This window comes from Pseudochelatococcus sp. (assembly GCF_050946405.1).
GTDB lineage: Bacteria > Pseudomonadota > Alphaproteobacteria > Rhizobiales > Beijerinckiaceae > Pseudochelatococcus.
The window spans coordinates 470,295-492,857 of the sequence record NZ_JBMNUS010000001.1 but is presented as its reverse complement, the minus strand read 5'-3'; the positions used below and the strand labels follow the sequence as shown (position 1 = coordinate 492,857).

Sequence of the window (22,563 nt, the reverse complement as noted above, 5' to 3'; positions counted from 1 at the left end):
CTCCGGCCGCCCCCGAAACGCACCAGCGACATCTTGTCCACCGGCGTCGAAAGCCTGCCGACGCTCCCCGGCGCGCCGTTGACAACTCATTTCCATTAATCTACTAATTTAGTACATTAAGGGATTTTGGATAGTTTTCTTCAGAATGCTCCATACCCCTCCGCCGCAAACAGACCTTTCCGTCTGGCATGCATGACGTGTGTATTTTTCTACAATGTTCAGGGACTTCATCGGCCGATCGCCGGCCGGAAGCCGGAACGAGCGAGGGCGAAATGACCTACCTGCTGAGTATCCTCGATAAAAGCCCGATTCCGGCCGGTGGAACCCCGGAAGACGCCTTCGAAACCACGCGGGCTTACGCGCGGCTTGCCGACGCGCTGGGATTTCACCGGTTCTGGGTGGCGGAGCATCACGATTCGCAGCTTGTCGCCGGCTCGGCGCCGGAATTGCTCGTCGCCCACATCCTCGCGATCACCTCGCGCATCCGGGTGGGAACCGGCGGCGTGCTTCTGCGGCACTACAGCGCCTATCGCGTCGCCGAGCTTTTCGGCGTGTTGTCGGCGCTGGCGCCGGGCAGGGTCGATCTCGGCATCGGCAAGGCCGGCGGCGGATTTCCGCAGACCGCGCGCGCGCTTCAGGGCACGAAGGCCCATATCGGCATCGAGGACAAGGTTTCCGAGCTGGATGCGTTCCTGCGCAACAGCCTGCCCTCCGATCATCCGCTTGCCGGGGCGGTGGCGCGCCCGCTCCCCGGGGAACTGCCGGAACGCTTCTATCTCGGCGCCAGCGAAGAGAGCGCGACCTTCGCGGCGAACATCGGCTGGGGCTTCGTGCATGCCGGCCATTTCGACGGCGATCCGGCCGGCACGCAACGCAGCTTCGCGGCCTACCGGCAGATAGCGGGGCGCAATCCCCTCCTCGCCATCCATGCGATCGCGGCCGCGAGCACGGAGGAGGCGCTCAAGCTCGCCGGGGAACACCACATCTACAAGGCGATTTTCCCGGACGGCCATCGCGCCAATCTCGGCACGGAGGAAGCCGTGGCGGAATATGCCCGTCAATACGGGCTCGACGATTATCGCATCGAAAAGAAGACGCCGCACATCATCGCCGGCACGCCGGACTACATCCGGCGCGAGCTGGATCGTCTGCACCATGAGTTCGGAGCGGCCGAAATCATCATCGACAGCCCCGTCGCCGATCCGACGGCGCGCCTCAAGTCGATCGAGCTGATCGCGAGCACGTTTCAACGCGCCGCCGCCTGACGGCAGGCAGACCTTGCGCCAGCATCCCCGACCGGCGCGCCGGGATCTGTCCTGTCCGGATTGAAACAGGACAGATCCCGGATTCCTCGTTTCGAGCGAATGCTTATCGATTGCCGTTCGATCGCAAAGCGCTCCAGGGACCGGCCGGAATGCGGACGCCGCTCGGCCTGAGCCGGGCGCATCAATCGTGGTACATCGTGCTGCCGCAGGCGATGCGCTCCATCATTCCGACGGCGTTCAACGAAATCATCGGGCTCGCCAAGGGCACGTCGCTGCTTTACGTGCTGGCGCTGCCGGAATTATTCTACACCGTGCAGATCATCTATCGGCGCAACCTCGAAGTCATTCCCCTGTTGATGGTCGCGACGGTCTGGTATCTTGTCATCCTGTCCGTTCTGTCCATCATTCAGTATCATGTCGAGCGGTATTATTCCCGCGGCGCGCTCCGCACGCTTCCGCCGCACGCCTTTCTCGTCCTCCTGTCGAAACTCGGCCTGATCGCCGCGCCCCGGCCCGGCCGGAAGATCGACGCGACGCCGGACGGAGCGGCGACGGCCGCGCGGCCGGGAAGCGTCAGGGACGATCGGGTGCGCGGCCTGCCGCGCGGGGCGGAGGTGGTGATCCAGCACGTCGGCAAGAATTTCGGCGATCTGCGTGTGCTGGATAATGTAACCCTGCGCTTTCCCCCCGGCAGCGTGACGGCGATCCTCGGACAGTCGGGCTCCGGCAAATCGACGCTGCTGCGCACGATCAACCATCTGGAAGGCATCGACCAGGGATACATTGCCGTCGACGGCGAACTCGTCGGCTACCGGCGCGAGGGCGACAAGCTCTACGAGCTGCGGGAGAGCGAAATCCTGGCCCGCCGCGCCGATATCGGCATGGTTTTCCAGAGCTTCAACCTGTTTCCGCACCTGAGCGTGCTGCAAAACATCACGGAAGCGCCGATAGCCGTCAGGAAGCTGCCGCGACAGGAGGCCGAAGGGCTTGCACGGGACCTGCTGGCGCGCGTCGGCCTTGCGGAAAAGGCGCGGGCTTTCCCGCGCCAGCTCTCCGGGGGTCAGCAGCAGCGTGTCGCGATCGCCCGCGCGCTGGCGCTGAAGCCGAAGGTGCTGCTCTTCGACGAACCGACATCGGCGCTCGATCCCGAACTGGTGAACGAGGTGCTGGATGTCATCAAGGAACTGGCCCGGTCCGGCAGCACACTGATCATCGTCACGCACGAAAGAAGCGGACTTGCGGCCGCGATCACCCTCGCCCTCAACGGCGCGATCGAGAACGGCAGCTATCTCAAAGCGTTGCAACGCTGGCGGGTGGACGAGGAGGCATTGAGCCGGTCCGAAACCAATCCCGCAGGATTGCAGAAATTCTGAATCCGTTTCGAGCGACCGCCGGGCCGCCGCCTCAAGGCGGCCTGGTTGGTGACGTCAACGAGCGGACGGAGCGGCGGCGGTTCAGGTGATGGCCTGCCGAACCCTGGCTGAAACCCATTCCGAAACGATAACCGTCGCCAGTATGACGAGAAAGATCGTCGTCACCTGCGGCCAGGCGAGAACATTCAGGGACGATTGCAGGTTGAGGCCGAGCCCGCCGGCCCCCACCAATCCCAGTATCGCCGATTCGCGGATGTTGATGTCCCAGCGGAAAACGACCGAGCCGATGAAGGACGGCAGCACCTGCGGCACGATGGCGTAGTCGATCACCTGCAATCCGCTTGCGCCGGTGGCGGAAACGGCTTCGACCTGCTTCGGGTCGATTTCCTCGATTCCCTCGTAAAGCAGCTTGCCGACGAAGCCGATGGATCGCAGCGCGATGGCGATGATGCCCGCCAGCATGCCCGGCCCGAGAATGGAAACCAGCAGCAGCGCCCAGATCAGCGAGTTGATCGACCGCGAGGCCACGATGAGGAAAAGCGCCACCGGCCGCGCGATCACCTGGCTCGGCGTGGTGTTGCGGGCGGCGAGAAACGCGACGGGCACCGCGATCGCCGTGCCCAGCAGGGTGCCCAGCGTCGCCATGTTCAGCGTATCCCACAGCGGCTTCCACAACTGGCCGATATAGGACCAGCGCGGCGGAAAGGCGCGGGCGAGAATGTCGGCCCCCTGCGCGGGCGCATCCTGAACGAAGATCCAGATGGTGTCCTTCGTCATGACCTGCCAGCAGAAGACGAAAAAGGCCACCAGCGCCAGCCACGCGGCGAAACCGGCGATCTCGCGCGCCGGCGTCCGGTGGCGCCATTGCCGTGTTCCGTTGACGATGGAGACCGGCATCCTACTGTATCCGCTTGCGTATGATGCCGGAGCCGTATTCGGCCAGCATGACGATGGCGATGATGACGAGCAGGATCGCGCCCGCGCTGTCATACTCATAGCGGTCGATGGCGGTGTTGAGGGTCGCCCCCACGCCGCCGGCGCCGACGATCCCGATGACCGCGGACTCGCGGAAATTGATGTCGAAACGGTAAAGCGACAGGCCGATCAGGCGCGGCATGACCTGCGGCTGCACCGCGTAGTTCACGAGCTGGAACCACGATGCGCCCGTGGCGCGGATGGCCTCGGCCTGCTTTTCGTCGATCTCCTCGATGTCCTCCGCCAGCAGCTTGGCGATGAAGCCGATCGTCGCGAAGGCGAGCGTCAGGAAACCCGCGAACGGCCCGAAGCCGAACATGGCCACCAGCAGGATGGCGATCACGATCTCCTGAAAGGCGCGCGAGACGGCGATGATGAAGCGGCAGGCGAAATAGACCGGAGCAGGGGCGAGGTTGCGCGCCGCGCCGATGCCGATCGGGACGGAAATCAGGATGCCGACCACCGTGGCGCAGACGGTCATGGTCAGGCTTTCCTGAATGCCGGTGACGATATCGCGCCATCGGGAGGAAAAATCCGGCACCAGAAAGCCCTGCACGAAGCGCCAGCCGCGGTCGAGCCCCTCGTAGACGCGCAGCCAGTTCACTTCCACCGTCGACAGGGCGGCGAGCAGGTACAGGGCGAGCCCGCCATAGACGACAAGGCGCATGCCGCGCGAGCGGATGAAGAGCGGCGGCCGCTTCCAGCGCGCGGGATAGCCGGACGCCGCCATCACGCGGTTCCCGCGAGCCGCGCGGCGGCCTCGCGCGCATGGGCGGCCTCCTGCGCATCCTCGGACGCATCGGCGTCGGCCTGCCGGCGCATCGCCGCCCAATCCTCCTCGCCGTAGATGCGCGTCAACGCCGCCATGTCGAGCGCGCCCGGCGGCCCGTCGAACACGATTTCACCGGCGCGCAGGCCGATGATCCGCTCCACGAAAGCCTGCGCCAGCAGCACGTCGTGAATGTTGATGACCGCCGGCAGATGCCGCTCACGGCAGATCTCGACGATGAGCCGCATGATCTGGCGCGACGTGCGCGGATCGAGAGAGGCGGTCGGCTCGTCGATCAGCAGCAGTTCGGGGTCCTGCTCCAGCGCGCGGGCGATGCCGACACGCTGCCGCTGCCCGCCGGACAACGCGTCGGCGCGCTTGTCGGCGTGGTCGAGCAGCCCCACGCGGTCGAGCAGCGCGAAGGCGTCGGCGACATAGGCCGGCGGAAAGCGGCGCAGGAAACTGCGCCAGAACGGAACATAACCGAGGCGCCCCGACAGCACGTTCTCCATCACGGTGAGCCGTTCGACGAGCGCGTATTCCTGAAAGATCATGCCGATGCGCCGGCGCGCCAGCCGCAGCCTCGCGCGCGGCAGCGCCGTGATGTCGGTGTCGCCGAGGTGGACCGCGCCGCCGCTCGGCTCGACGAGGCGGTTGATGCAGCGGATGAGGGTCGACTTGCCCGAGCCCGAGGGGCCGATGAGGCCCACGACCTGCCCGGCCGGAATCGCGAAGCTGACGCCTTTCAGGGCCTTGTCACCGGTTCTGTAGGTTTTCGTCAGGTGCGAGACCCGGAGCATCGCGTCGTCCTTCAAGCCGGGCGGCAAACGGCGCCGGTGTTCCGTCGAACACCGGCGCCGGCAGCCCGCAACGGATGTTTACTTGCAATCGTAGCTGACGCCGTTGGCCTCGTCGATGGCGCGGATCACGGCCCAATGGTCCTTGAAGCTGATCGGGATGAACTTTTCCTGCGGCGGCTCGGACGCCTGGAACTCCTTCAGCAGCGCCGACCCTTCCCAGTCGAACGTGAAGAAGGCGTCCCTGATCTTGTCCTGAAGCTCCGGCTTCAGGTTGTAGACCAGGCCGTAGCCCGTGGTGGGGAAGGACTGGGACTTGAAGATCGAGACATATTGATCGCGCTTCACCACATCGCGCGCGACCATGCGGTTGAGCACCGAGTTGGCGACGGCCGCGGCCGGATAATCCTTGTTGGCGACGCCGAGAATGGAATTGTCGTGCTTGCCGGAGAACACCGGCTCGAAATCCTTGCCGGCTTCAAGGCCGTATTCGGCCTTCAGGATGGCGGAAGGCGCCTTGAAGCCCGAGTTGGAGGTTTCCGAGGTGAAGGCGAGCTTCTTGCCCTTCAGATCCTCGATCTTCTCGATGCCCGAGCCCGGATAGGTGATGATTTCCATCTCGTAGCCGTAGGCGTCGTCCTTGTTGGCGGCCATCATGGCGAAGGGCTTGAAGCCCGCGCAGGCAACCGCGAGAGGATTGCCGCCCGTGTTGAAGCCCGCCACATGCAGCCGGCCTGCGCGCATCGCCTCGATCTGGGCGGCGTTCGACTGAACGGGGAAGAACTGCACCTTCTTGCCGGTCTTCTCGGCGAGGTGATCGAGGAAGCCCTTCCATACATCCGCGTAGACCGCAGGGTCCTCGACCGGCGTATAGGCGAAGATCAGCGTGTCGGGATCGATCTGCCGGGCCGGATCGGCCGGCGTGTCGGCGATCAGATCGCCGTCGGCATCCGTGTAACGGCTATCCAGCTTGAATTCGGCCTGCGCCGGAAATGCGAACGAAACGGACAACGCCAGAGCGGCGAGAAGCTTTTTCATCGATACCCCCTGTGTGGCAATGCGGCAGCCGCCATAGCGCCGGGAACAGCGTCCCGGAGCGCGCCTGAGATGATCCTGCTGTCATATTGAACAAAAATGTCTCAGCCCTGTGACATCGGCGTGAATACATCCCCGGCCGCATGCGGCCGGGTCTCGCGCGCGACGTGCCCGGCGGAGCAGGACCGGGGCGGCTGTCGGAACGGCTCCGCCGTCATGACGGGCGGAGCAGGGCGGCGACGGCCAGATTGCGCCGCAATCTCATGAGGTGGTTGAGGAGCGGCCTCTCGACATACCGCTCCGCCAGATGGGAGAGAGCGAACAGCGCTGTGAAAAAGCCCGCCACGACGACGACAAGCATGAAGCCCTTGTGAAAATTCGCGACGTACACACTGGCGACGACGGTGTAGATGAGCGGTGCGTGAAGCAGATAGAGCGGGAACGAGACCGCCCCGAGGAACCTCCCGATCCGCCCCGACAATGCGCGCGCCGCCGGCGCATATCGCATGCAGCCGTAGACCACGAGCGTCGCGGCGAGCGGATAAAGCAGCCCGCCGCCGTCGGCTGTGTCGAGCGCCGCCGGCAACCGGCCGAATCCAAGCCTTTCCGCCGCATTGCCGCTTTGCGAGCCGATGACGAGACCCGCCAGGAGGGCCGGCAGGGCGCGGGCGGACGGCAGCCGCCCGGCCGCCCAGGCTTCATGCAGAAAGATGCCCAGCGTGAAGCATGTATATTCGTAACGGCCCGCGGCCACAGCGACGGCGGCGAAGGCGCTTGCCGCGACGATCCGGGCGCGGCCGCTCCTGAAGATGCAGACGACGAAGCAGACGATGGAGCCGATCAGCTCCGGCCGCATCGTCCAGAGGACGTTGTTGAAGAACGAGCCGCCGGTCGCGAAGATGCCGATGAGACCGTTGTAGACGGCGGCCCGCAGACCGGGAATGGAATCCTGATACGTCCATGCGAGCCAGGGGCTCGATGTCAGGGCGGCCAGTTCCGTCGCGGCGTTGGGAAACGCATTGAGCAACCCCCACGCGAAAAGGACGCTGAGCGTCGCCGGCACGGCAAGCCGCAGATAACGGATCGGCACGTCGATCCAGATCGGGTCCCCCCTCTTCAGTGTCGCATTCGTCACCACAAAGCCGCTGAGCACGAAGAACACCGCCACCGCGAACTTCCCGTTCCAGAGAACGGCGAGAGGAGTGTGAGCGACCCATGAGCCGCCGGCCCCGTGCTCCGCGACAAGTCCGGGCGTCAATGCCGACATCAGGTGAAAACAGACGACGACGACCGCGGCCACCCCCCGCAGCCCGTCCATATGATGCAATCTTTCTACCATTGTTTCCTCCCGGATTAACACCGTTTTTTATATTATGAATCAAAACTACAAGTTTTGATTCTGATGAATACCTGTTTATTTTTTTATTGGCGATTGATTTTTGATATTTTTGCAACGTGACAAGACGAATTTTTGTAACTGCTTGATGTGCGTCAAGAAGTTCTCGCCATGGTTGTTTCGCCAAGCAACGCCGCGCGAAAAACGCGAAGCGGCGCCCGGGATTTTCGGTTGCGGGGCGCCGTTACTCGGGAATACCGATGAGGGAAGAAAAGCCGGCCTGAAGCGCGCGCCGGGCATCAAGCCGAAAAGCGTGCGCGCTTTTCGGTTCGCGACCCGTTGGGTCGGAAAAAAATTATCGCGTAAACAAAAGGATAGAGCGGCAGGACGATCAGGTTTGAATCGCCGCCGCTCTGAAACGGGCGCCCGCGGACATGTCGGGAGTTCTCAGCCGGACGCGTCGCGCTTCAGCGGTCGCGCGGCTTCCAGTTTCCGTTGCCGACCGCTTCCACGAAATCCGCGATCCCGGGAAGGCAGCGGGTCCTCAGATCGTAGCCCGTCACGATGGTGTCGCGCGCCGCACGCGCGAGGCGCGCGTAGTTTTCCGGTTGCGCGAGCCCTTCGATCAGCGCCCGGCTCCAGCCCGCGACATCGAAGAAATCGACGAGCCGGCCGTTTACCCCGTCCACGATCAGTTCCTGGACCGGCGCGGTGCGCGAGCCGACCACGTGAGCGCCGGCCGACATCGCCTCCAGCATCGACCAGCTCAGCACGAAGGGATAGGTCAGATAGGCGTGGACCCGGCTGATCTGCATCAGAGCGACGAAATCATGGTACGGCACGCGGCCGACAAAATGCAGGCGCCCGAGATCGACCCGATCGCGCACCTCGTTCAGAAACACGTCCTTCCACGATCCGCCGGCGGGCGGCGGAAAACCGTAGGACACTTCATCGCCGCCGACGATCACGACCTGGACGTCCGGGCGGGCGGCCATCACCTCCGGCAGGGCGCGCATGAAAATGTGATAGCCCCGGTAGGGTTCCAGATTCCGGTTGACGAAGGTCAGCACCTCGTCGCCCGCGCGCAGGACGCGGCCATCGGGCAACTGCCACCGCGCGGCGGGATCGGGCTTCAGCAGCGAGGTGTCGATGCCGTCGAAAATGACCTCGATCATCGGTTGCAGCCGGTCGGGAAACGTGCTGGCCTGCCAACGGGTCGGCGCGAGCGCCGCGTCGGCGTTCAGCATCGACAGGCCGAGATGGGCGGTTCTCGATCGGGTGACGACCTGCTTGTCAAGCCCCGCCTGCTGAAGCTCCGGGTCGAAGCCGACATCCGCGCCCGTGCCCCGATAGAAGAACTCGGCGTAGACGATGAGTTTCGCTTCCGGCCATACTTCCTTGAGAAACAGAGTCTCGCCCCAGCCGGAATGCCCGAAGACGATATCCGGCACATAGTTGTGGCGTGCTCTCAGCGCGAGCGCCGCGCGGGCGACGGAAACCCCGCGGTCGGCGTTCTGGGTGAAAGTATACCCCAGCCGGCAGGCGGCGCGATCGGGCTCCGGCGTATCGTGGCGGTAGTGCATCATCCGCACGTTGCCTGGACGCTTGTTCCCGATATCCGACAGGGCCAGCACTTCATGGCCGCGCCGCGCCATCTCGGGAGCGAGATGCAGGAACTGGCCGGGAAAATTCTGGTGAACGAACAGGATCTTCATGCGGCCCTCCCGACTCCGGCTTCAACGACAGCCGTCCAGACGCAAAACCAATACGAACAGCCGATCGACCGTTCAAATACATGAAATCAGCGATATAACAAATCAATCCATCGCGCCTTTCGGTCAACCCGTGAAGAACAACGGTATAGTGCGCGATCCCGGCCGGCTTTCGCCCCCCCTTGCCCCTTCCCCGGCACGCCCGGCATCTTGCCCGCATTCCGGCCGACATCCTTGCCCGCGCCTTGACCTGTGACGAAACCGGTGCCCGGCACAAGAAAAAAGCCGGCCGCGACCTGCGATGAATACAATTCACGGAGACGATCTATATTTATCATTATTTATGAATAATAAGAAACATATAGACAATATAGCATTCGCGCATCATTCTATATAAATATAAATTGACATAAAATCATCTCCCGTGAAGGTTGACGAAAGCCTCGATATATGCATTATTGGCGCAGAACAATTGTCAATCGATGTTCAGATACATCATTGATGTTCAGATACTCGGTGAAGACGGCTCAATTCTGCGCCTCCTCGCCGGGGCCAGACGTGCGTCCGCACCGCGACGGTGCGTCCCGCACCCTGCGGAGTTCTCCTCATCTCCGGTCCGCCTTGCGGGCGCCCGTTTCCGGCGTGCTCTCCTGCGCGCTTCACCCGTGTCGAAAGACATCGCAGCAAGCTTCAAGGAGAATGACGGCTCGTGCCTCCCAAACTATCGGTCAGGAACCTTTTCAAGGTTTTCGGCCCGCGTCCCGGCAAGGCGATCAGGCTGGCCGGCAGCGGGTTCGACAAGGATGCGATCTTCCGCGAGACCCGCAGCGTGGTCGCGGTCAACGACATCAGTTTCGATCTGGCTCCCGGCGAGATCTTCGTCGTGATGGGCCTTTCCGGCAGCGGCAAATCCACGCTGGTGCGCTGCCTCAACCGGCTCGTCGATCCCTCGCGCGGCTCGATCCGCGTCGACGGCACGGAGATCGCCGACATCGGCCGCGAGGCGCTGCGCCAGATCCGGCTGCGCAAGATTTCCATGGTCTTCCAGCATTTTGCGCTGTTCCCGCACAAGACCGTGCTGGAGAACGCCGAATACGGCCTCAAGATGCAGGGCGTCAGCCCGCAGGAGCGGCGCGAGCGGGCGCTCCAGGCGCTCGACGCCGTCGGGCTTTCCGGCTGGACGGAGGCGCTGCCCGAGGCGCTTTCCGGCGGCATGCGCCAGCGCGTCGGCATCGCGCGGGCGCTGGCGGTGAACCCGGAAGTGCTGCTGATGGACGAGCCCTTCGGCGCGCTCGATCCGCTGATCCGCGCGGAAATGCAGAAGGAATTGCTGCGCCTGCGCGAGCGCTACAATTGCGCGATCGTGTTCATCAGCCACGACCTCAACGAGGCGCTGTCGCTGGGCGACCGCATCGCCATCATGAAGGACGGGCGCTTCGTGCAGGTGGGCACCGCGCACGAGATCGTCACCGAGCCGGCGGACGATTACGTCGCCGCCTTCACGCGCGATGTCGACCGCAGCCGCGTGCTGCCGGCCGCCGTCGTCACCGCCGATCTCGAACCGCTGATCGCCGGCCACGACCGGGTGGGCGCCGCGCGCGAGCGCCTTGAGGAAGTTCCGCACGACAGCCTGCCCGTCGTCGACGGGACCAGCCGGTTCATCGGGCTGGTGGACGCCGAAAGCCTCGCCGACCGGCCGGCGCGCCTCGACGTGCGCGAGGCGATCCGCAAGGAAGCGGCGGCCGTGCAGTCGGATGCGCCCATCGTGGAAGTTTTCGGCCAATGCGCCGCCGGCCATACCGTGCCGGTGGTGTCCGCCAGCGGGCGCTACAAGGGCGTGATCGATCCGCTGCAAGTCTTCGCGGTGCTCGGCAAGGACCAGACGAACGGCGAAGCCGAGATCGACGGCCGGGCCGACGACGAAGCCGACCCAATGGCCGACGAGACGCCGCCGCCCGCCATCGCCGCGGCCGGCCTGCCCGCGCGCGCGCACGCCTGAGAGCCGCGCGACCCGCCCCTGCCCGCGCGCGGAACATCCGTCCGGGCGTGCGTTCATCGAAGCGATTGCCCGCTCCCCGCGCGGGGGCGGCGCCTGTTTCCGTTCGGAGGCCATCAAGACCATGGCGACACCCCTGCCCGAAGCGGCGGTCCCTGACGACAACGCCATCGCCGGCGGTCTGTTCGATGCGATCCAGACCGCCTCCCTCAAGCTGACGACCCTGCTCAACCTCGCCCCGGACGGCAGCCTGCCGCTGGCGGGCTGGATCAACCAGTTCGTGCGCGGCTGGCTGGTGCCCAACTTCCGCCCCACCTTCCGCGCGATGCAATGGCCCGTCGCGCAGGTGCTGAACTGGTTCGAGGCGGCATTGCAGGCGATCCCCGTCTCTGTCTTCATCGCCCTTTCGGCCATCCTGATCTGGCGCTGCGTGAGCCGCGGCATGATGATCTTCACGGCGCTCTCGCTCGGGCTGATCGCGTGGCTGAACATCTGGGCGCCGACCATGACGACGCTCGCCATGGTGCTGACCGCCGTCTTCTTCTGCGCGCTGATCGGCATACCGCTCGGCATACTGGCCGCGCGCAGCGACCGCTTTTCGGAGATCCTGCGGCCCACGCTCGACGTGATGCAGACCATTCCCTCCTTCGTCTATCTGGTGCCGATCGTCATGCTGTTCGGCGTCGGCCTCGTGCCAGGCGTCATCGCCACGATCGTCTTCGCCCTGCCGCCCGTCACGCGCCTGACCAATCTCGGCATCCGGCAGGTGGACAGGGAACTGGTGGAGGCGGCCTACGCCTTCGGCTCGACCCGCCTGCAGGTGCTGACGGAAGTGCAGTTGCCGCAGGCGACGCGCACCATCATGGCCGGCATGAACCAGACGCTGATGATGTCGCTCTCCATGGTCGTGGTCGCGGCGATGATCGGCGCGGGCGGGCTGGGGCTGACGGTCTACACCGGCCTTGGCCGGCTCGACGTGGGCGCGGCGACGGTCGGCGGCATCGGCATCGTGCTCATCGCCATCATTCTCGACCGTTTCACCCAGGCCCTCGCCGATCCGAAAACGCATCGCAAGGGCACGTGGACCTTTCGCGGCTGTTTGCAGCGTCTTTTCGCGCCGCAAGCCCGCGAGGCCGGGGCGTCCGCGCCCTGAGAGCGCATTCCGGCCGGATCGCATGTCCGGTCGACGGGAATGCGTTCCGATCAGACCCGGCGCATGTCATCGCTTCCGCGAGACGATGACATGCGCCGGCCCCACCATCCGGCGGCCATCTGGTCGTCAACATCCGCATGCGGCGGCGCAATCCGCCGGCATGCGCAACCGACAGGAACACCGGATGTCAAACACCTTTACCTCGAAATCCCTTCGCAGCCCGAAATCCCCCGGCGCTCCGTTTCGCGCCGCCCTGCTCGGCATCGGCGCGGCGCTGGCGCTCGCGCTCGGTGCGCCGGCGCACGCCCAGAACCTGCCCGGCAGCGGCAAGACCGTGAACCTCGCCCGGCCGAGCTGGGATACGGACTGGTTCCCGACCAGCATTTACGCCAAGGCACTGGAGGCGCTGGGCTACACCGTTTCCGGCCCGACGACGCTCGATGTGCCGACCTTCTACCAGGCCGCGAGCCAGCGCGATGTCGACCTTTGGGTCTCGGGCTGGCTTCCGCAGCAGCAGAATTATCTGGACCAGTTTCCCGGTGACCTCGCCGTCGTCGGCACCGTCGCCGCCAAGGGCGCCTTGCAGGGCTTCCTCGTCGACAAGAAAACGGCGGAGGCGCACGACATCAGGAACATCGCCGATCTGGCGAAACCGGAGATCGCGCGTCTGTTCGACGCCAACGGCGACGGCAAGGCCGATCTCGTCGCCTGTCCTCCCGGCTGGATATGCGAGCAGGATATCGACGAGCGTCTGGAGGCTTTCGGATTGCGCGACGCCGTCCAGCCGACCAAGGCTTCCTATTCCGCGTCCATGGCCGACGCGATCGGGCGCTACGGCGAGGGCAAGCCGATCCTCTTCTATACCTGGACCCCGAACTGGACCGTCGGCGCGCTCAAGCCGGGGCGGGATGTCGTCTGGCTCGAGACGCCGGAGCTGCCCGGCAAGCCTGAACAGTCGGTCGCCATCGCCGGCGTGGAAGGCTGCGTCGCGGATCCCTGCCGTCTCGGCTGGCAGGTCGGCGACATCCGCCCCATCGTCAACACGGCGTTCATCAACGAGAATCCGGCCGTGAGGAAGCTTCTCGAAACGGCCTCGATTCCCGTCGACGACATCCATGCCCAGAACGCGCGGATGAACGACGGCGAGAATACCGAAGCCGACATCGCCCGTCACGCCGACGAATGGATCGGCAAGAACAGGGAAACCTTCGATAGCTGGATCGCGCAGGCCGGCGCGGCGGCCCGCTGACGCCGCCCCGCGGCATATCTGATGCCCGCCGGGACGTCTGGAAATGACGGCCCGAACGTGCTTGATTGAGAGAAGCAATCGCCCATCCGGCCGGATGGGCGATTGCTTGCCGATTCTCGATCTTGAGCGAACGATGACCCGTTTCTCCTTCCATCAGGTGGATGTCTTCACCGCGCAGCCGACATCCGGCAATCCGCTCGCCGTCGTCGGCGGCGCGGACGGGTTGTCTGAATCGCAGATGGCGGCCTTCGCCCGCTGGACCAACCTCAGCGAAACCACCTTTCTGCTTCGTCCCGAGGATGAACGGGCGGATTATCGCGTGCGCATCTTCACGCCCTTCGGCGAGTTGCCGTTCGCCGGCCATCCGACGCTCGGCTCGTGCCATGTGTGGCTTGCCGCCGGCGGCGTGCCGAAAGGCGCCGAAATCGTGCAGGAATGCGCCGTGGGGCCGGTGCGCATCAGGCGGGACGCCGGCAGGCTGTTCTTCGCCGCGCCGCCGCTGAAGCGCGCCGGCCCGGCGGCGGACGAGGAGCGCGCGCAGGCGGCCGCGGCGCTGGGGCTGGCGGCGGAGGCGGTCGTCGCCGCCCACTGGGTCGACAACGGGCCGGGTTGGCTCGCGCTGCTGCTGCGCTCGCGCGCGGACGTGCTGGCGGTCGATCCCGATTTCGCGGCGCTCGGCGACGGCAAGATCGGCATCGTCGGGCCATGGGACGGCGCCCGCGACGGCGCGGAAGCGCAGTTCGAGGTGCGCGCCTTCTTCGGGCCGGGGATTGAAGATCCCGTCACGGGCAGTCTCAATGCCGGGCTGGCGCAGTGGCTGATCGGCGCGGGCCTCGCGCCCGCGCGTTATGTCGCCAGCCAGGGCACGGCGCTCGGCCGGCGGGGGCGCGTGCATGTGCTCAAGGACGGCGCGGATATCTGGATCGGCGGCGACGTCGCGCCCTGCGTCGAAGGCACGGTCATCCTGTAACGGATCAACCGGGCGCGAGCGCCCGAAAGCGGCGAGGCATCATGAAGAAGATCGGTTTTCTATCGTTCGGCCATTGGCAGAACGCCCATGGATCGCAAACGCTCACGGGGCAGGACGCACTGCTGCAAACCGTCGAGCTTGCGGTGGCCGCAGAGGAGATCGGCATCGACGGCGCCTTCGTGCGCGTCCACCATTTCGCCCGGCAGCTCGCCGCGCCGTTCCCGCTGCTCGCCGCCATCGCCGCCCGCACGCGCCGCATCGCTTTCGGCACCGCCGTCGTCGACATGCGCTACGAGAACCCGCTCTACATGGCGGAAGAGGCGGCCATCGCCGATCTCATCGGCCACGGCCGCCTGCAACTCGGCATCAGCCGCGGATCGCCGGAGCCGGCGCTGAGAGGCTGGGAAGCCTTCGGCTATGCGTCGAGCGACGATCCGCGCAGCGCCGACATGGCGCGGGTGAAGACCGACATCTTCCTGCACGCCCTCTCCGGCGCGGGCGTCGCGCCCGCCGATCCGCAGATGACGGGAAGCAGCGGGGCATTGCCGATCCAGCCGCAGTCTCCCGGCCTGCGCGAACGCATCTGGTGGGGCGCCGGCACGCGACAGTCCGCCGTCTGGGCGGCGGAAAAAGGCATGAACCTGATGAGCTCGACGCTGCTGACGGAAGAGACCGGCCTGCCGTTCAGCCAGCTGCAGGCGGAGCAGATCAGGCTCTACCGCGAAACCTTCGCCGCCGCCGGCTGGGGGCGGCAGCCGCAGGTATCGGTGTCGCGCTCGGTGCTGCCGATCGTCGACGATACCGACAGGCTCTATTTCGGCGCCGACACCCGGCGCAGCGGCGAGGATCAGGTGGGCTACATCGACGGCTTTCTCAGCCGGTTCGGCAAAAGCTACGTCGGCGAGCCGGACGCCATCGCGCGCGACCTGGCGCGCGACGAGGCGGTACGGGCCGCCGACATCCTGCTCGTCACCGTTCCCAACCAGCTCGGCGTCGACTACAACGCCAAGCTGTTGCGGACGATCGCCGCGCATATCGCGCCGTCCATCGGCTGGCGGCCGCAAGTATCATGAATGAAGCGTCGTGAACGAAGTGTCGTGAAGCGCCTGGCGTTTCACGAGACGATGCCTTCCCGGCCCTTCAGCACGGCGTAGTAGGCCCACAGCAGATGCGCGGCGACGCCGCGCCACGGCCGCCATGCCTCGGCGCGGGCCAGCAGCTCGCGCGCGCCCGGCCGCGCCGGCAGGCCGAAGGCGTGCCGCGCCGCCTCCTGCACCGCGAGATCGCCGGCGGCGAAGCCGTCGCGGTGGCCAAGGCACATCAGGATGTAGATATCCGCCGTCCACGGGCCGATGCCGGCAATCGCCGTCAGCATATCATGCACCGCATCGGCTTCCGCGCGCTCGAGCGCGTCGAAATCCAGCCGGCCCCCGGCGGCGGCGGAAGCGGCGGCGCGCAACGCGCGTTGCTTGGGCCGGGACAGGCCGCAGCGGCGCAGATCGTCATCGCTCGCCGACAGCAGGCGCGCGACACTGACCTCGCCCAGCACGGCCCGCGTGCGTTCCCAGATCGCACGGGCGCTGGCGACGGAAACCTGCTGCGAGACGACGATGGACGCCAGCCCCTCGAAACCTCCCGGCCAGCGGCGCAGCGGCGGCACGCCCGTGCGCTCGATGAGCGGCGTCCATGCCGGGTCGCGCGCCGCGAGCGCGCGCATGCCCTCGGCCACATCGGCCGCCGAAGCGATCACCCGGCGCGGCACGTCGCAAACAATGGCATCGTCCGATCTCATCGCTTAAGCCTACACCAGCCTACACCGTTGCGCGCGTTTTTCCGGAGACCGGCGCGGTCGAGGGCGCAGGTATCCCGCCGCCCGCGTTGACTCGCGGCCTCAACCGCAGGATACCTTATGGCGAACGGTATTTCCTGATTGTGTCCATCGAATAACCCGGAGTTTGGATATGACCGGCTCGTCCGACTACACGCCACCGCCAATATGGACCTGGGAAAAGGAGAGCGGCGGCAGGTTCGCCAGCATCAACCGCCCGATCGCCGGCCCGACCCATGAGAAGGAATTGCCCGTCGGCCGGCACCCGCTGCAACTCTATTCGCTGGCGACGCCCAACGGGCAGAAAGTGGCGATCCTGCTTGAGGAATTGCTGGCGCTCGGCCACACGGGCGCCGAATACGACGCATGGCTGATCAGGATCGGCGAGGGCGACCAGTTCGGCAGCGGCTTCGTCAAGGTCAATCCCAACTCCAAGATTCCCGCCCTTCTGGATCGCAGCGGCCCTTCGCCGGTGCGGGTTTTCGAATCCGGCGCCATCCTGCTCTATCTGGCGGAGAAGTTCGGCGCGTTCCTGCCGAAAGATGCCGGCGCGCGCGCCGAAGCCCTGTCGTGGCTGTTCTGGCAGATGGGCAGCGCGCCCTATCTCGGCGGCGGTTTCGGCCATTTCTATGCCTATGCGCCGGAGAAAATCCGCTACGCCATCGACCGTTTCACGATGGAGACCAAGCGTCTGCTCGACGTCATCGATCGTCGCCTCGCGGAAAGCGAATATCTTGCCGGCAGCGAATATTCGATCGCCGACATCGCCGCCTTTCCGTGGTACGGCGGTCTTGCGAAAGGCTGGCTCTACAACGCGGGAGAGTTCCTGCAAGTGCAGGAATACAAGAACGTCCTGCGCTGGGCGGATGCGATCCTCGAACGGCCGGCGGTGCAGCGCGGGCGCAAGGTCAATCGCACGAGCGGCGAGCTTTCCGACCAGTTGCACGAACGCCACGATGCCGGCGACTTCGAGACCCGGACGCAGGACAAGCTGACCGCCGGCTGACGCCGTGCATCGTCCCGGATGTCTCCATTCATCGCGTCATGCAGGGAGACACCTCGATACGAACCGCCGCCTTTCCGCGTGAAGGGCGGGGGCAGGTCGTGTTTCCGTGAAACGCGGAAACGCCGTAGGCTCACGCTCTCCGGGCGACGGGCCGGCGGGCGGTTTCGAGCGCTTGCCCGAGCACCTCGCCGGCATTGGCGAGTTGCTCGGGCGTCGAGTTCGTGAAACCGAGCCTCAACGCCCTTGCGTGTTTTTCGGAGCCGGGCGACGAAAACCGTTCGCCTGCGACATAGATCAGGCCGCTCTCGCGCGCCGCGCCCTGCAATGCGTCGGGGTCGATATCCGCATCCGCGAGCGTCGTCCAGAGGAAGAAGCCGCCCTCGGGCTCCGCAAAGCGCAGCGCGCCGCCGGCATGCCGCGACAGGCTCCCCGTGAGCGCCTGCGCGCGCTCGCGATGCAGAATGCGCGTTCTGTCGAGCAGGCCGTCGAATGCGCCCGGCGTCGTCACCAGCGAGGCGACGACGGCCTGCGAGAAGGTCGGCGGCTGCTGATCCGTGCGCCGGCGCACGTTGACGATCGGGTCGACCAGCCATTCCGGCAGCACGAGCCAGCCCAGGCGCAGCCCCGGCCCCACGGATTTGGAGAAGGTGTTGACCTTGACCACCCTGTCGCTATCGGTCCTGACATCCGCGCGCGTCTCGCCCGCGAAGCGCGAATCCCGATAGGGATTGTCCCACAGCACGGTGAAGCCGTAGTTTTCCGCCAGATCGACCAGCGCCGCGCGCCCGTCGTTCTCCAGCACGGTGCCGGTCGGGTTCTGGAAATCCGCGATGACATAGACGAGCTTGGGTCTCAGTCCCTTCTGCAGGGCATCCTTGAGCCGGTGGATGTCGAAGCCGTTCGCGGATACCGGCAGCCTTTCGATCCGCGCGTCCTCGAGCTGCCACGCCAGCAGGGCGACGATGAAGGTCGGGTCCTCGACCACCACCGTATCGCCGGGATCGAGCAGCACGCGGCTCAACAGCGAGATGCCGTGCAGGGCGCCGTTGGTGATGACGACGCGCCGCGCATCAACGCCCTCGCGATCGGCGATCCACTGGCGCAGCGCGGCGTTGCCGAGCACGTCGGAATAGTTGAGCGTCACACGGGCGGCGTCGTCGCGGGCGAGCACTTCGGCCGCAGCCGCGGCGAGCCCCTCCGTCGGCAGCGCCTCCGGCGCGGGCGAGCCGCCGAGCAGGTTGAAGCGCACGCCGTCGAGCGGACTGCCGCCTCCGAAGCGCGCCGCCACGGCAAGAGAGGCGATGTGCCGGGCAATCGGCGATGGGTTGGTCGTCATGATGGGTTCCTCCATGGCGTCAAGCCGGAAAGCGTGGGCGCTTTTCGGGCAAACTCGATGTAAAAACAAGAGGATGGAGCGGCAGCGCCTTTTGAATGTTCGCCGCTCCATATCCGTTGCCTCAGTCCGCCCTTACGGGATGGCAGCGAGAAGCTCCCGCGTGTAATCGTGGGCTGGATGGTTGAAGACGCTTTCGACCGCGCCCTGCTCCACGATCTTGCCGGACCTGATCACCGCCACGTCGTCGCAAAACAGCCTGATGACCGACAGATCGTGCGAGATGAAGAGGTAGCTCAGCCCGAGACGGGCCTGAAGGTCCACGAGAAGTTGCAGAACCTGCTGCTGGACGGTCACATCCAGCGCGGACACGGGCTCGTCGAGAATCAGCAGCTTGGGCTCGACGACGATGGCGCGGGCGATGGCGACCCGCTGGCTTTGCCCGCCCGAAAGCTCACCCGGCCTGCGCTTCGAAAACGATGCGGGCAGACCGACCGATTCGAGCGCGGCCTCCACGAGATCCGCGCGCTCCGGTTTCTCCCCGATCCCGAGCGCATCCAGCGGTTCGCGCAGGGTGCGCTCGATCGTGAGCTTGGGATTGAGCGACGAATAGGGATTCTGGAACACGAACTGGATGTCGCGCGCGCGTGTGTGCCGGCTTTTCGGAGTCGGCCCCTTCTCCCCCGTCCAGATGAATTCGCCCTCGTCGGGCCGGATGATCCCGGCCGCGATCTTGGCCGTGGTCGACTTGCCGGATCCCGACTCACCCACGAGCCCGAAGGACTGTCCGGGATGGATGTCGAAGGAAATGCCGTCGATCCCCGCAAAGCCGCCGGCGGCACCTGAAGCGGCGTTGCGGAGGAATTTTTTCGATACCTTCTCGAACCGCGCCAGAGCGGAAGCCGATCCGGCCGCAAATCGCTCTCGAGGGAGCGCCTCGCGGGGAGGCACCGTCACCGGTCGCAGACGCCGCGAATGCAGCGAGGGCATCGCCTCGAAAAGCTCGCGCGTATAGGGAACGGCGGATTCGGCGACCTGTCCCGACGGCACCTCCTCGACGATGGAGCCGCCTTGCAGCACGATGATGTTGTCGGTGTATTTCCGCGCGATGGCGAGATCGTGCGTGATGAGCAGCAACGACGTCCCGTTCTGCTGCACGAGATTCTCGATCTCTTCCAGCACGAGCCTCTGCGACGTCACATCAAGACCCGAGGTCGGCTCGTCCGCGATGATCAGGGAGGGGTTGCCGGACAGGGCGATGGCGATCAATACCCGCTGCAATTGTCCGCCCGAGAGCTGATGCGGATAGCTGTCGTAGATATCGGCGGCGGCCGCGATGCCCACCGATGTCAGCAGCCTGACGGCCTCCGCCCGCGCGGCTTCCTTTTCCAGCGAGCGATGCAGCCTCAGCGATTCGACGATCTGAAGCCCCACCCGCTGGACGGGATCGAGAGAGATCAGCGGGTCCTGCGGAATGAGGGCGATGTGCCGCCCCCTGATGGCCTGCCATTCCCGCTCGTGCGAGAAGTCGCTGAGCACCTGGGTGCCGAAGCGCAGCGCGCCCTCGGTCGCGCTTTCGGGCGGCAGGAGGCCGAGAACGGCCTTTGCGATGGACGACTTGCCCGAGCCGGACTCGCCCACGAGCGCCGTTCTGGTCGCCCGCCCGAGAGCGAACGAAACGCGGTCGAGAGCGCGGACGGGGCCTTTCGACGTCCGGTAGGAGACGGAGAAATCGGCGATATCGAGAAGGGGCTGGCTCGCGCTCATCCGATCCGCTCCAGATACCGGCTCAGGCGGTTCGTGGCCAGCACCACCAGCACGATGACGGTGCCGGGCACGACCGATATCCACCAGGCGTATCGCAGCACGGCGCGCCCGCCGGAAATGATGTTGCCCCACTCGGGTTCCGGCGCCTGCGCGCCGAAGCCGAGAAAGCTCAGGGCGGAGATCGACATGATCGCGCTGCCGAACTGAAGCGCGGTGAGCGCCAGCACGGGGCCGATGGCGTGCGGAAAGATATGGCGCCACAGAATCACATACCAGCTCACGCCCGCAAGCCGCGCCGAGGTCACGAAATCCGAATGGCGAATGCGGAACACTTCGGCGCGCATCACGCGCGCGAAGGCGGCGATCGAACTGACGCCGACGGCTATGGCGATGTTGAGGCTGCCGAAGCCGAGCGCCGTCACCAGCATGAGCGAGATCAGCAGGCCGGGCACGGCGAGGAAGATGTCGAGGACCCGGCCGATCACGTCATCGACCGTGCCGCCGAGATATCCCGCCAGCAACCCCAGCACGGACGAGACGACGAAGGCCAGCAGCAAAGCCACGCCCGCCGCCACCAGCGTCGTCCGCGTGCCCCATATGAACCGGCTGAACAGGTCGCGCCCCAGACCGTCGGTGCCGAAGAGATGGTCGGCGGAGGGCGGCAGAAGCTTCGATCTCCCATCGACCACGTAAGGATCGTAGGGCGCGAACGCCCCGGGCAGGATGGCCCACAACACCACGATGGCCAGCAGGAGCACCGAGACGATGAGCGAAACATTCGCGCGCGGCACTTTCAGCCAGCTCGGCCGGGCGTCGCGGTATGGAGCGTTCAGATCGAGGGCGTCGGACACAGCCGCCGCCTCCAGGGAGGTCGTGCTTTTGGTCGCCATGAGGCTTTCAACTCCGTCCTTAGACTCTGTCCTTGGCTCGTTGCCGACGCATCGGGCCGGGAAGCGGGCTCCCGGCCGGAGGTCGGGCGACGGCCGCTATCTCACGGTCACTTTCGGATTGATGAGCGGATAGATGAGATCGACGGCCAGATTGGAGATCGCAAAGAGAATGGCGGTGAAAACCACCACCGCCTGCACGACCGGAATATCCTGATGCGTCACCGCCTCCTCCAGCAGACGGCCGAGGCCCTGGCGGGAGAACACCGTTTCCGTGATGATCGCGCCCCCCAGGATGCTGCCGATGCTGAGGCCGACGAGCGTGACCGCCGGGATGATCGCGTTGCGCAGCGAATGATGGAGCAGGATGGCGCGCCGGCTGAGCCCCTTGGCGCGCAGGTAGTGCGCATAGGGGGCGTGCAGGTTTTCATGGATGGATTTGGCCGTCACCTGCGCGATGCTGTCGCTGATTTGCAGGCCGATGGCCAGCGCGGGCAGGATGAGCGAGACGAACCCCTTGTTGCCCGCCGCCGGCAGCAGGCCGAGGTTGTAGGAAAACACCTGGATGAGGAACAGGCCGATCAGGAACGCGGGAACGGAAGCCACGAACGGCGCGTAGGAGAAAAGGATGTGCTTCACCCAGCTCCGCCGCGTGAGGTTGGCGAACACCGCCACCCCGATCCCGAGCACGATGCCGACGGCAAGCCCCGCGAGCGACAGCTCGATCGTATAGGGCAGCACCTCCAGAATCCGCGTGAGGACCGGACGGCCGTCGTTGATCGAGTTGCCGAAATCACCCTGAAGCGCGTTGAGCAGGAGCGTGAGATACTGCCAGATCACCGGCTCGTCGAAGCCGTATTGCGCATTGAGGCGCGCGAGGACGACGGGGTCGATGCCCGTTCCGTCGCCGCGCGACTGAAGCATGATCGTTATCGGATCGGACGGCAGCAGATACAGCAGCACGAAGGTGATCGTATAGGCCGCCCACACCACGATGGCCGCATGCCCGATCCTGCGGGCGATATAGCGGAGCGTATCCCCGTAACGCCGGGCGAGCGAAGTTCTCGGGCCGCCGGAAGGTGCTGCGAGCGTTTCAATGGTCATCTGTCATC

General features: G+C 65.6%; 18 protein-coding genes and 1 pseudogene. 8 read left to right on the top strand and 11 right to left on the bottom strand.

Features of this window, described 5'->3' with window-relative positions; translation table 11 throughout:
• Positions 1-272: 272 nt before the first annotated feature.
• Complete coding sequence (locus ACOYJQ_RS02050) at positions 273-1,265, top strand: MsnO8 family LLM class oxidoreductase (RefSeq protein WP_433456023.1); 993 nt, start codon at positions 273-275, stop codon at positions 1,263-1,265.
• Between the two features lie 158 nt (positions 1,266-1,423).
• A pseudogene (locus tag ACOYJQ_RS02045) lies at positions 1,424-2,638 on the top strand (ATP-binding cassette domain-containing protein); the annotation flags it as partial.
• An 81-nt stretch (positions 2,639-2,719) separates the two neighbouring features.
• Here ACOYJQ_RS02045 and phnE (ACOYJQ_RS02040) read toward each other — a convergent pair.
• The 6 genes from phnE (ACOYJQ_RS02040) to ACOYJQ_RS02015 all read right to left on the bottom strand — a co-directional run bounded on the left by phnE (ACOYJQ_RS02040) (position 2,720) and on the right by ACOYJQ_RS02015 (position 9,265).
• Entirely contained in the window at positions 2,720-3,535 is an 816-nt protein-coding gene (gene phnE / locus ACOYJQ_RS02040) for a phosphonate ABC transporter, permease protein PhnE (protein WP_433456021.1), read from the bottom strand.
• A gap of 1 nt (position 3,536) precedes the next feature.
• Positions 3,537-4,343: a phosphonate ABC transporter, permease protein PhnE gene (phnE, locus tag ACOYJQ_RS02035; protein ID WP_433456019.1), complete on the bottom strand. Its 807-nt coding sequence runs from the start codon at positions 4,341-4,343 to the stop codon at positions 3,537-3,539.
• A complete protein-coding gene (phnC, locus tag ACOYJQ_RS02030) occupies positions 4,343-5,182 on the bottom strand; it encodes a phosphonate ABC transporter ATP-binding protein (protein WP_433456017.1) in 840 nt (279 codons plus the stop codon). The genes phnE (ACOYJQ_RS02035) and phnC overlap by 1 nt, the downstream gene beginning before the upstream one ends.
• A gap of 78 nt (positions 5,183-5,260) precedes the next feature.
• Positions 5,261-6,217, bottom strand: coding sequence for a phosphate/phosphite/phosphonate ABC transporter substrate-binding protein (gene phnD / locus ACOYJQ_RS02025; protein ID WP_433456015.1), 957 nt, complete (start codon positions 6,215-6,217; stop codon positions 5,261-5,263).
• A 211-nt stretch (positions 6,218-6,428) separates the two neighbouring features.
• On the bottom strand, positions 6,429-7,553 hold the full coding sequence (locus ACOYJQ_RS02020; RefSeq protein ID WP_433456014.1) for an acyltransferase family protein: 1,125 nt from the start codon (positions 7,551-7,553) through the stop codon (positions 6,429-6,431).
• Positions 7,554-8,017: 464 nt separating this feature from the next.
• Positions 8,018-9,265: a glycosyltransferase gene (locus tag ACOYJQ_RS02015; protein ID WP_433456012.1), complete on the bottom strand. Its 1,248-nt coding sequence runs from the start codon at positions 9,263-9,265 to the stop codon at positions 8,018-8,020.
• A gap of 706 nt (positions 9,266-9,971) precedes the next feature.
• On the opposite strand from ACOYJQ_RS02015, the gene ACOYJQ_RS02010 reads away from it, so the two are divergent.
• The 5 genes from ACOYJQ_RS02010 to ACOYJQ_RS01990 all read left to right on the top strand — a co-directional run bounded on the left by ACOYJQ_RS02010 (position 9,972) and on the right by ACOYJQ_RS01990 (position 15,703).
• Positions 9,972-11,261: a quaternary amine ABC transporter ATP-binding protein gene (locus ACOYJQ_RS02010; protein WP_433456010.1), complete on the top strand. Its 1,290-nt coding sequence runs from the start codon at positions 9,972-9,974 to the stop codon at positions 11,259-11,261.
• Positions 11,262-11,382: 121 nt separating this feature from the next.
• A complete protein-coding gene (locus ACOYJQ_RS02005) occupies positions 11,383-12,411 on the top strand; it encodes an ABC transporter permease (RefSeq protein ID WP_433456008.1) in 1,029 nt (342 codons plus the stop codon).
• A 184-nt stretch (positions 12,412-12,595) separates the two neighbouring features.
• Positions 12,596-13,660 carry a glycine betaine/L-proline ABC transporter substrate-binding protein ProX gene (proX, locus tag ACOYJQ_RS02000; protein WP_433456006.1) on the top strand — a complete coding sequence of 355 codons (1,065 nt, stop codon included), beginning with the start codon at positions 12,596-12,598 and terminating at the stop codon, positions 13,658-13,660.
• Positions 13,661-13,793: 133 nt separating this feature from the next.
• Positions 13,794-14,630: a PhzF family phenazine biosynthesis protein gene (locus ACOYJQ_RS01995; RefSeq protein WP_433456004.1), complete on the top strand. Its 837-nt coding sequence runs from the start codon at positions 13,794-13,796 to the stop codon at positions 14,628-14,630.
• Positions 14,631-14,671: 41 nt separating this feature from the next.
• Positions 14,672-15,703 (top strand): LLM class flavin-dependent oxidoreductase, encoded by a 1,032-nt coding sequence (locus ACOYJQ_RS01990; protein WP_433456002.1) that lies wholly within the window; start codon positions 14,672-14,674, stop codon positions 15,701-15,703.
• 41 nt (positions 15,704-15,744) lie between these two features.
• Here ACOYJQ_RS01990 and ACOYJQ_RS01985 read toward each other — a convergent pair whose 3' ends face one another.
• Positions 15,745-16,422 (bottom strand): DNA-3-methyladenine glycosylase family protein, encoded by a 678-nt coding sequence (locus tag ACOYJQ_RS01985; protein WP_433456000.1) that lies wholly within the window; start codon positions 16,420-16,422, stop codon positions 15,745-15,747.
• Between the two features lie 169 nt (positions 16,423-16,591).
• Between ACOYJQ_RS01985 and yghU the strand changes: the two genes are divergently transcribed.
• Positions 16,592-17,464, top strand: coding sequence for a glutathione-dependent disulfide-bond oxidoreductase (gene yghU, locus ACOYJQ_RS01980; RefSeq protein ID WP_433455999.1), 873 nt, complete (start codon positions 16,592-16,594; stop codon positions 17,462-17,464).
• Positions 17,465-17,594: 130 nt separating this feature from the next.
• On the opposite strand, the gene ACOYJQ_RS01975 is transcribed toward yghU, so the two are convergent.
• The 4 genes from ACOYJQ_RS01975 to ACOYJQ_RS01960 all read right to left on the bottom strand — a co-directional run bounded on the left by ACOYJQ_RS01975 (position 17,595) and on the right by ACOYJQ_RS01960 (position 22,555).
• Positions 17,595-18,800, bottom strand: a complete 1,206-nt coding sequence (locus ACOYJQ_RS01975; protein WP_433455997.1) for a PLP-dependent aminotransferase family protein — start codon at positions 18,798-18,800, stop codon at positions 17,595-17,597.
• 132 nt (positions 18,801-18,932) lie between these two features.
• On the bottom strand, positions 18,933-20,564 hold the full coding sequence (locus tag ACOYJQ_RS01970; protein ID WP_433455995.1) for a dipeptide ABC transporter ATP-binding protein: 1,632 nt from the start codon (positions 20,562-20,564) through the stop codon (positions 18,933-18,935).
• The gene (locus tag ACOYJQ_RS01965; RefSeq protein ID WP_433455993.1) at positions 20,561-21,454 is read right to left on the bottom strand and encodes an ABC transporter permease; all 894 of its coding nucleotides are present in this window, start codon (positions 21,452-21,454) and stop codon (positions 20,561-20,563) included. The genes ACOYJQ_RS01970 and ACOYJQ_RS01965 overlap by 4 nt, the downstream gene beginning before the upstream one ends.
• Before the next feature lie 96 nt (positions 21,455-21,550).
• Positions 21,551-22,555, bottom strand: a complete 1,005-nt coding sequence (locus ACOYJQ_RS01960) for an ABC transporter permease (RefSeq protein ID WP_433455991.1) — start codon at positions 22,553-22,555, stop codon at positions 21,551-21,553.
• Between the last annotated feature and the right edge of the window lie 8 nt (positions 22,556-22,563).

What these genes read in the sequence shown, in the direction of transcription:
- ACOYJQ_RS02050 (WP_433456023.1), top strand. Translation starts at nt 273, where the DNA reads ATGACCTACCTGCTGAGTATCCTCGATAAAAGCCCGATTCCGGCCGGT.
- phnE (WP_433456021.1), bottom strand. Translation starts at nt 3,535, where the DNA reads ATGCCGGTCTCCATCGTCAACGGAACACGGCAATGGCGCCACCGGACG.
- phnE (WP_433456019.1), bottom strand. Translation starts at nt 4,343, where the DNA reads ATGGCGGCGTCCGGCTATCCCGCGCGCTGGAAGCGGCCGCCGCTCTTC.
- phnC (WP_433456017.1), bottom strand. Translation starts at nt 5,182, where the DNA reads ATGCTCCGGGTCTCGCACCTGACGAAAACCTACAGAACCGGTGACAAG.
- phnD (WP_433456015.1), bottom strand. Translation starts at nt 6,217, where the DNA reads ATGAAAAAGCTTCTCGCCGCTCTGGCGTTGTCCGTTTCGTTCGCATTT.
- ACOYJQ_RS02020 (WP_433456014.1), bottom strand. Translation starts at nt 7,553, where the DNA reads ATGGTAGAAAGATTGCATCATATGGACGGGCTGCGGGGGGTGGCCGCG.
- ACOYJQ_RS02015 (WP_433456012.1), bottom strand. Translation starts at nt 9,265, where the DNA reads ATGAAGATCCTGTTCGTTCACCAGAATTTTCCCGGCCAGTTCCTGCAT.
- ACOYJQ_RS02005 (WP_433456008.1), top strand. Translation starts at nt 11,383, where the DNA reads ATGGCGACACCCCTGCCCGAAGCGGCGGTCCCTGACGACAACGCCATC.
- proX (WP_433456006.1), top strand. Translation starts at nt 12,596, where the DNA reads ATGTCAAACACCTTTACCTCGAAATCCCTTCGCAGCCCGAAATCCCCC.
- ACOYJQ_RS01995 (WP_433456004.1), top strand. Translation starts at nt 13,794, where the DNA reads ATGACCCGTTTCTCCTTCCATCAGGTGGATGTCTTCACCGCGCAGCCG.
- ACOYJQ_RS01990 (WP_433456002.1), top strand. Translation starts at nt 14,672, where the DNA reads ATGAAGAAGATCGGTTTTCTATCGTTCGGCCATTGGCAGAACGCCCAT.
- ACOYJQ_RS01985 (WP_433456000.1), bottom strand. Translation starts at nt 16,422, where the DNA reads ATGAGATCGGACGATGCCATTGTTTGCGACGTGCCGCGCCGGGTGATC.
- yghU (WP_433455999.1), top strand. Translation starts at nt 16,592, where the DNA reads ATGACCGGCTCGTCCGACTACACGCCACCGCCAATATGGACCTGGGAA.
- ACOYJQ_RS01975 (WP_433455997.1), bottom strand. Translation starts at nt 18,800, where the DNA reads ATGACGACCAACCCATCGCCGATTGCCCGGCACATCGCCTCTCTTGCC.
- ACOYJQ_RS01970 (WP_433455995.1), bottom strand. Translation starts at nt 20,564, where the DNA reads ATGAGCGCGAGCCAGCCCCTTCTCGATATCGCCGATTTCTCCGTCTCC.
- ACOYJQ_RS01965 (WP_433455993.1), bottom strand. Translation starts at nt 21,454, where the DNA reads ATGGCGACCAAAAGCACGACCTCCCTGGAGGCGGCGGCTGTGTCCGAC.
- ACOYJQ_RS01960 (WP_433455991.1), bottom strand. Translation starts at nt 22,555, where the DNA reads ATGACCATTGAAACGCTCGCAGCACCTTCCGGCGGCCCGAGAACTTCG.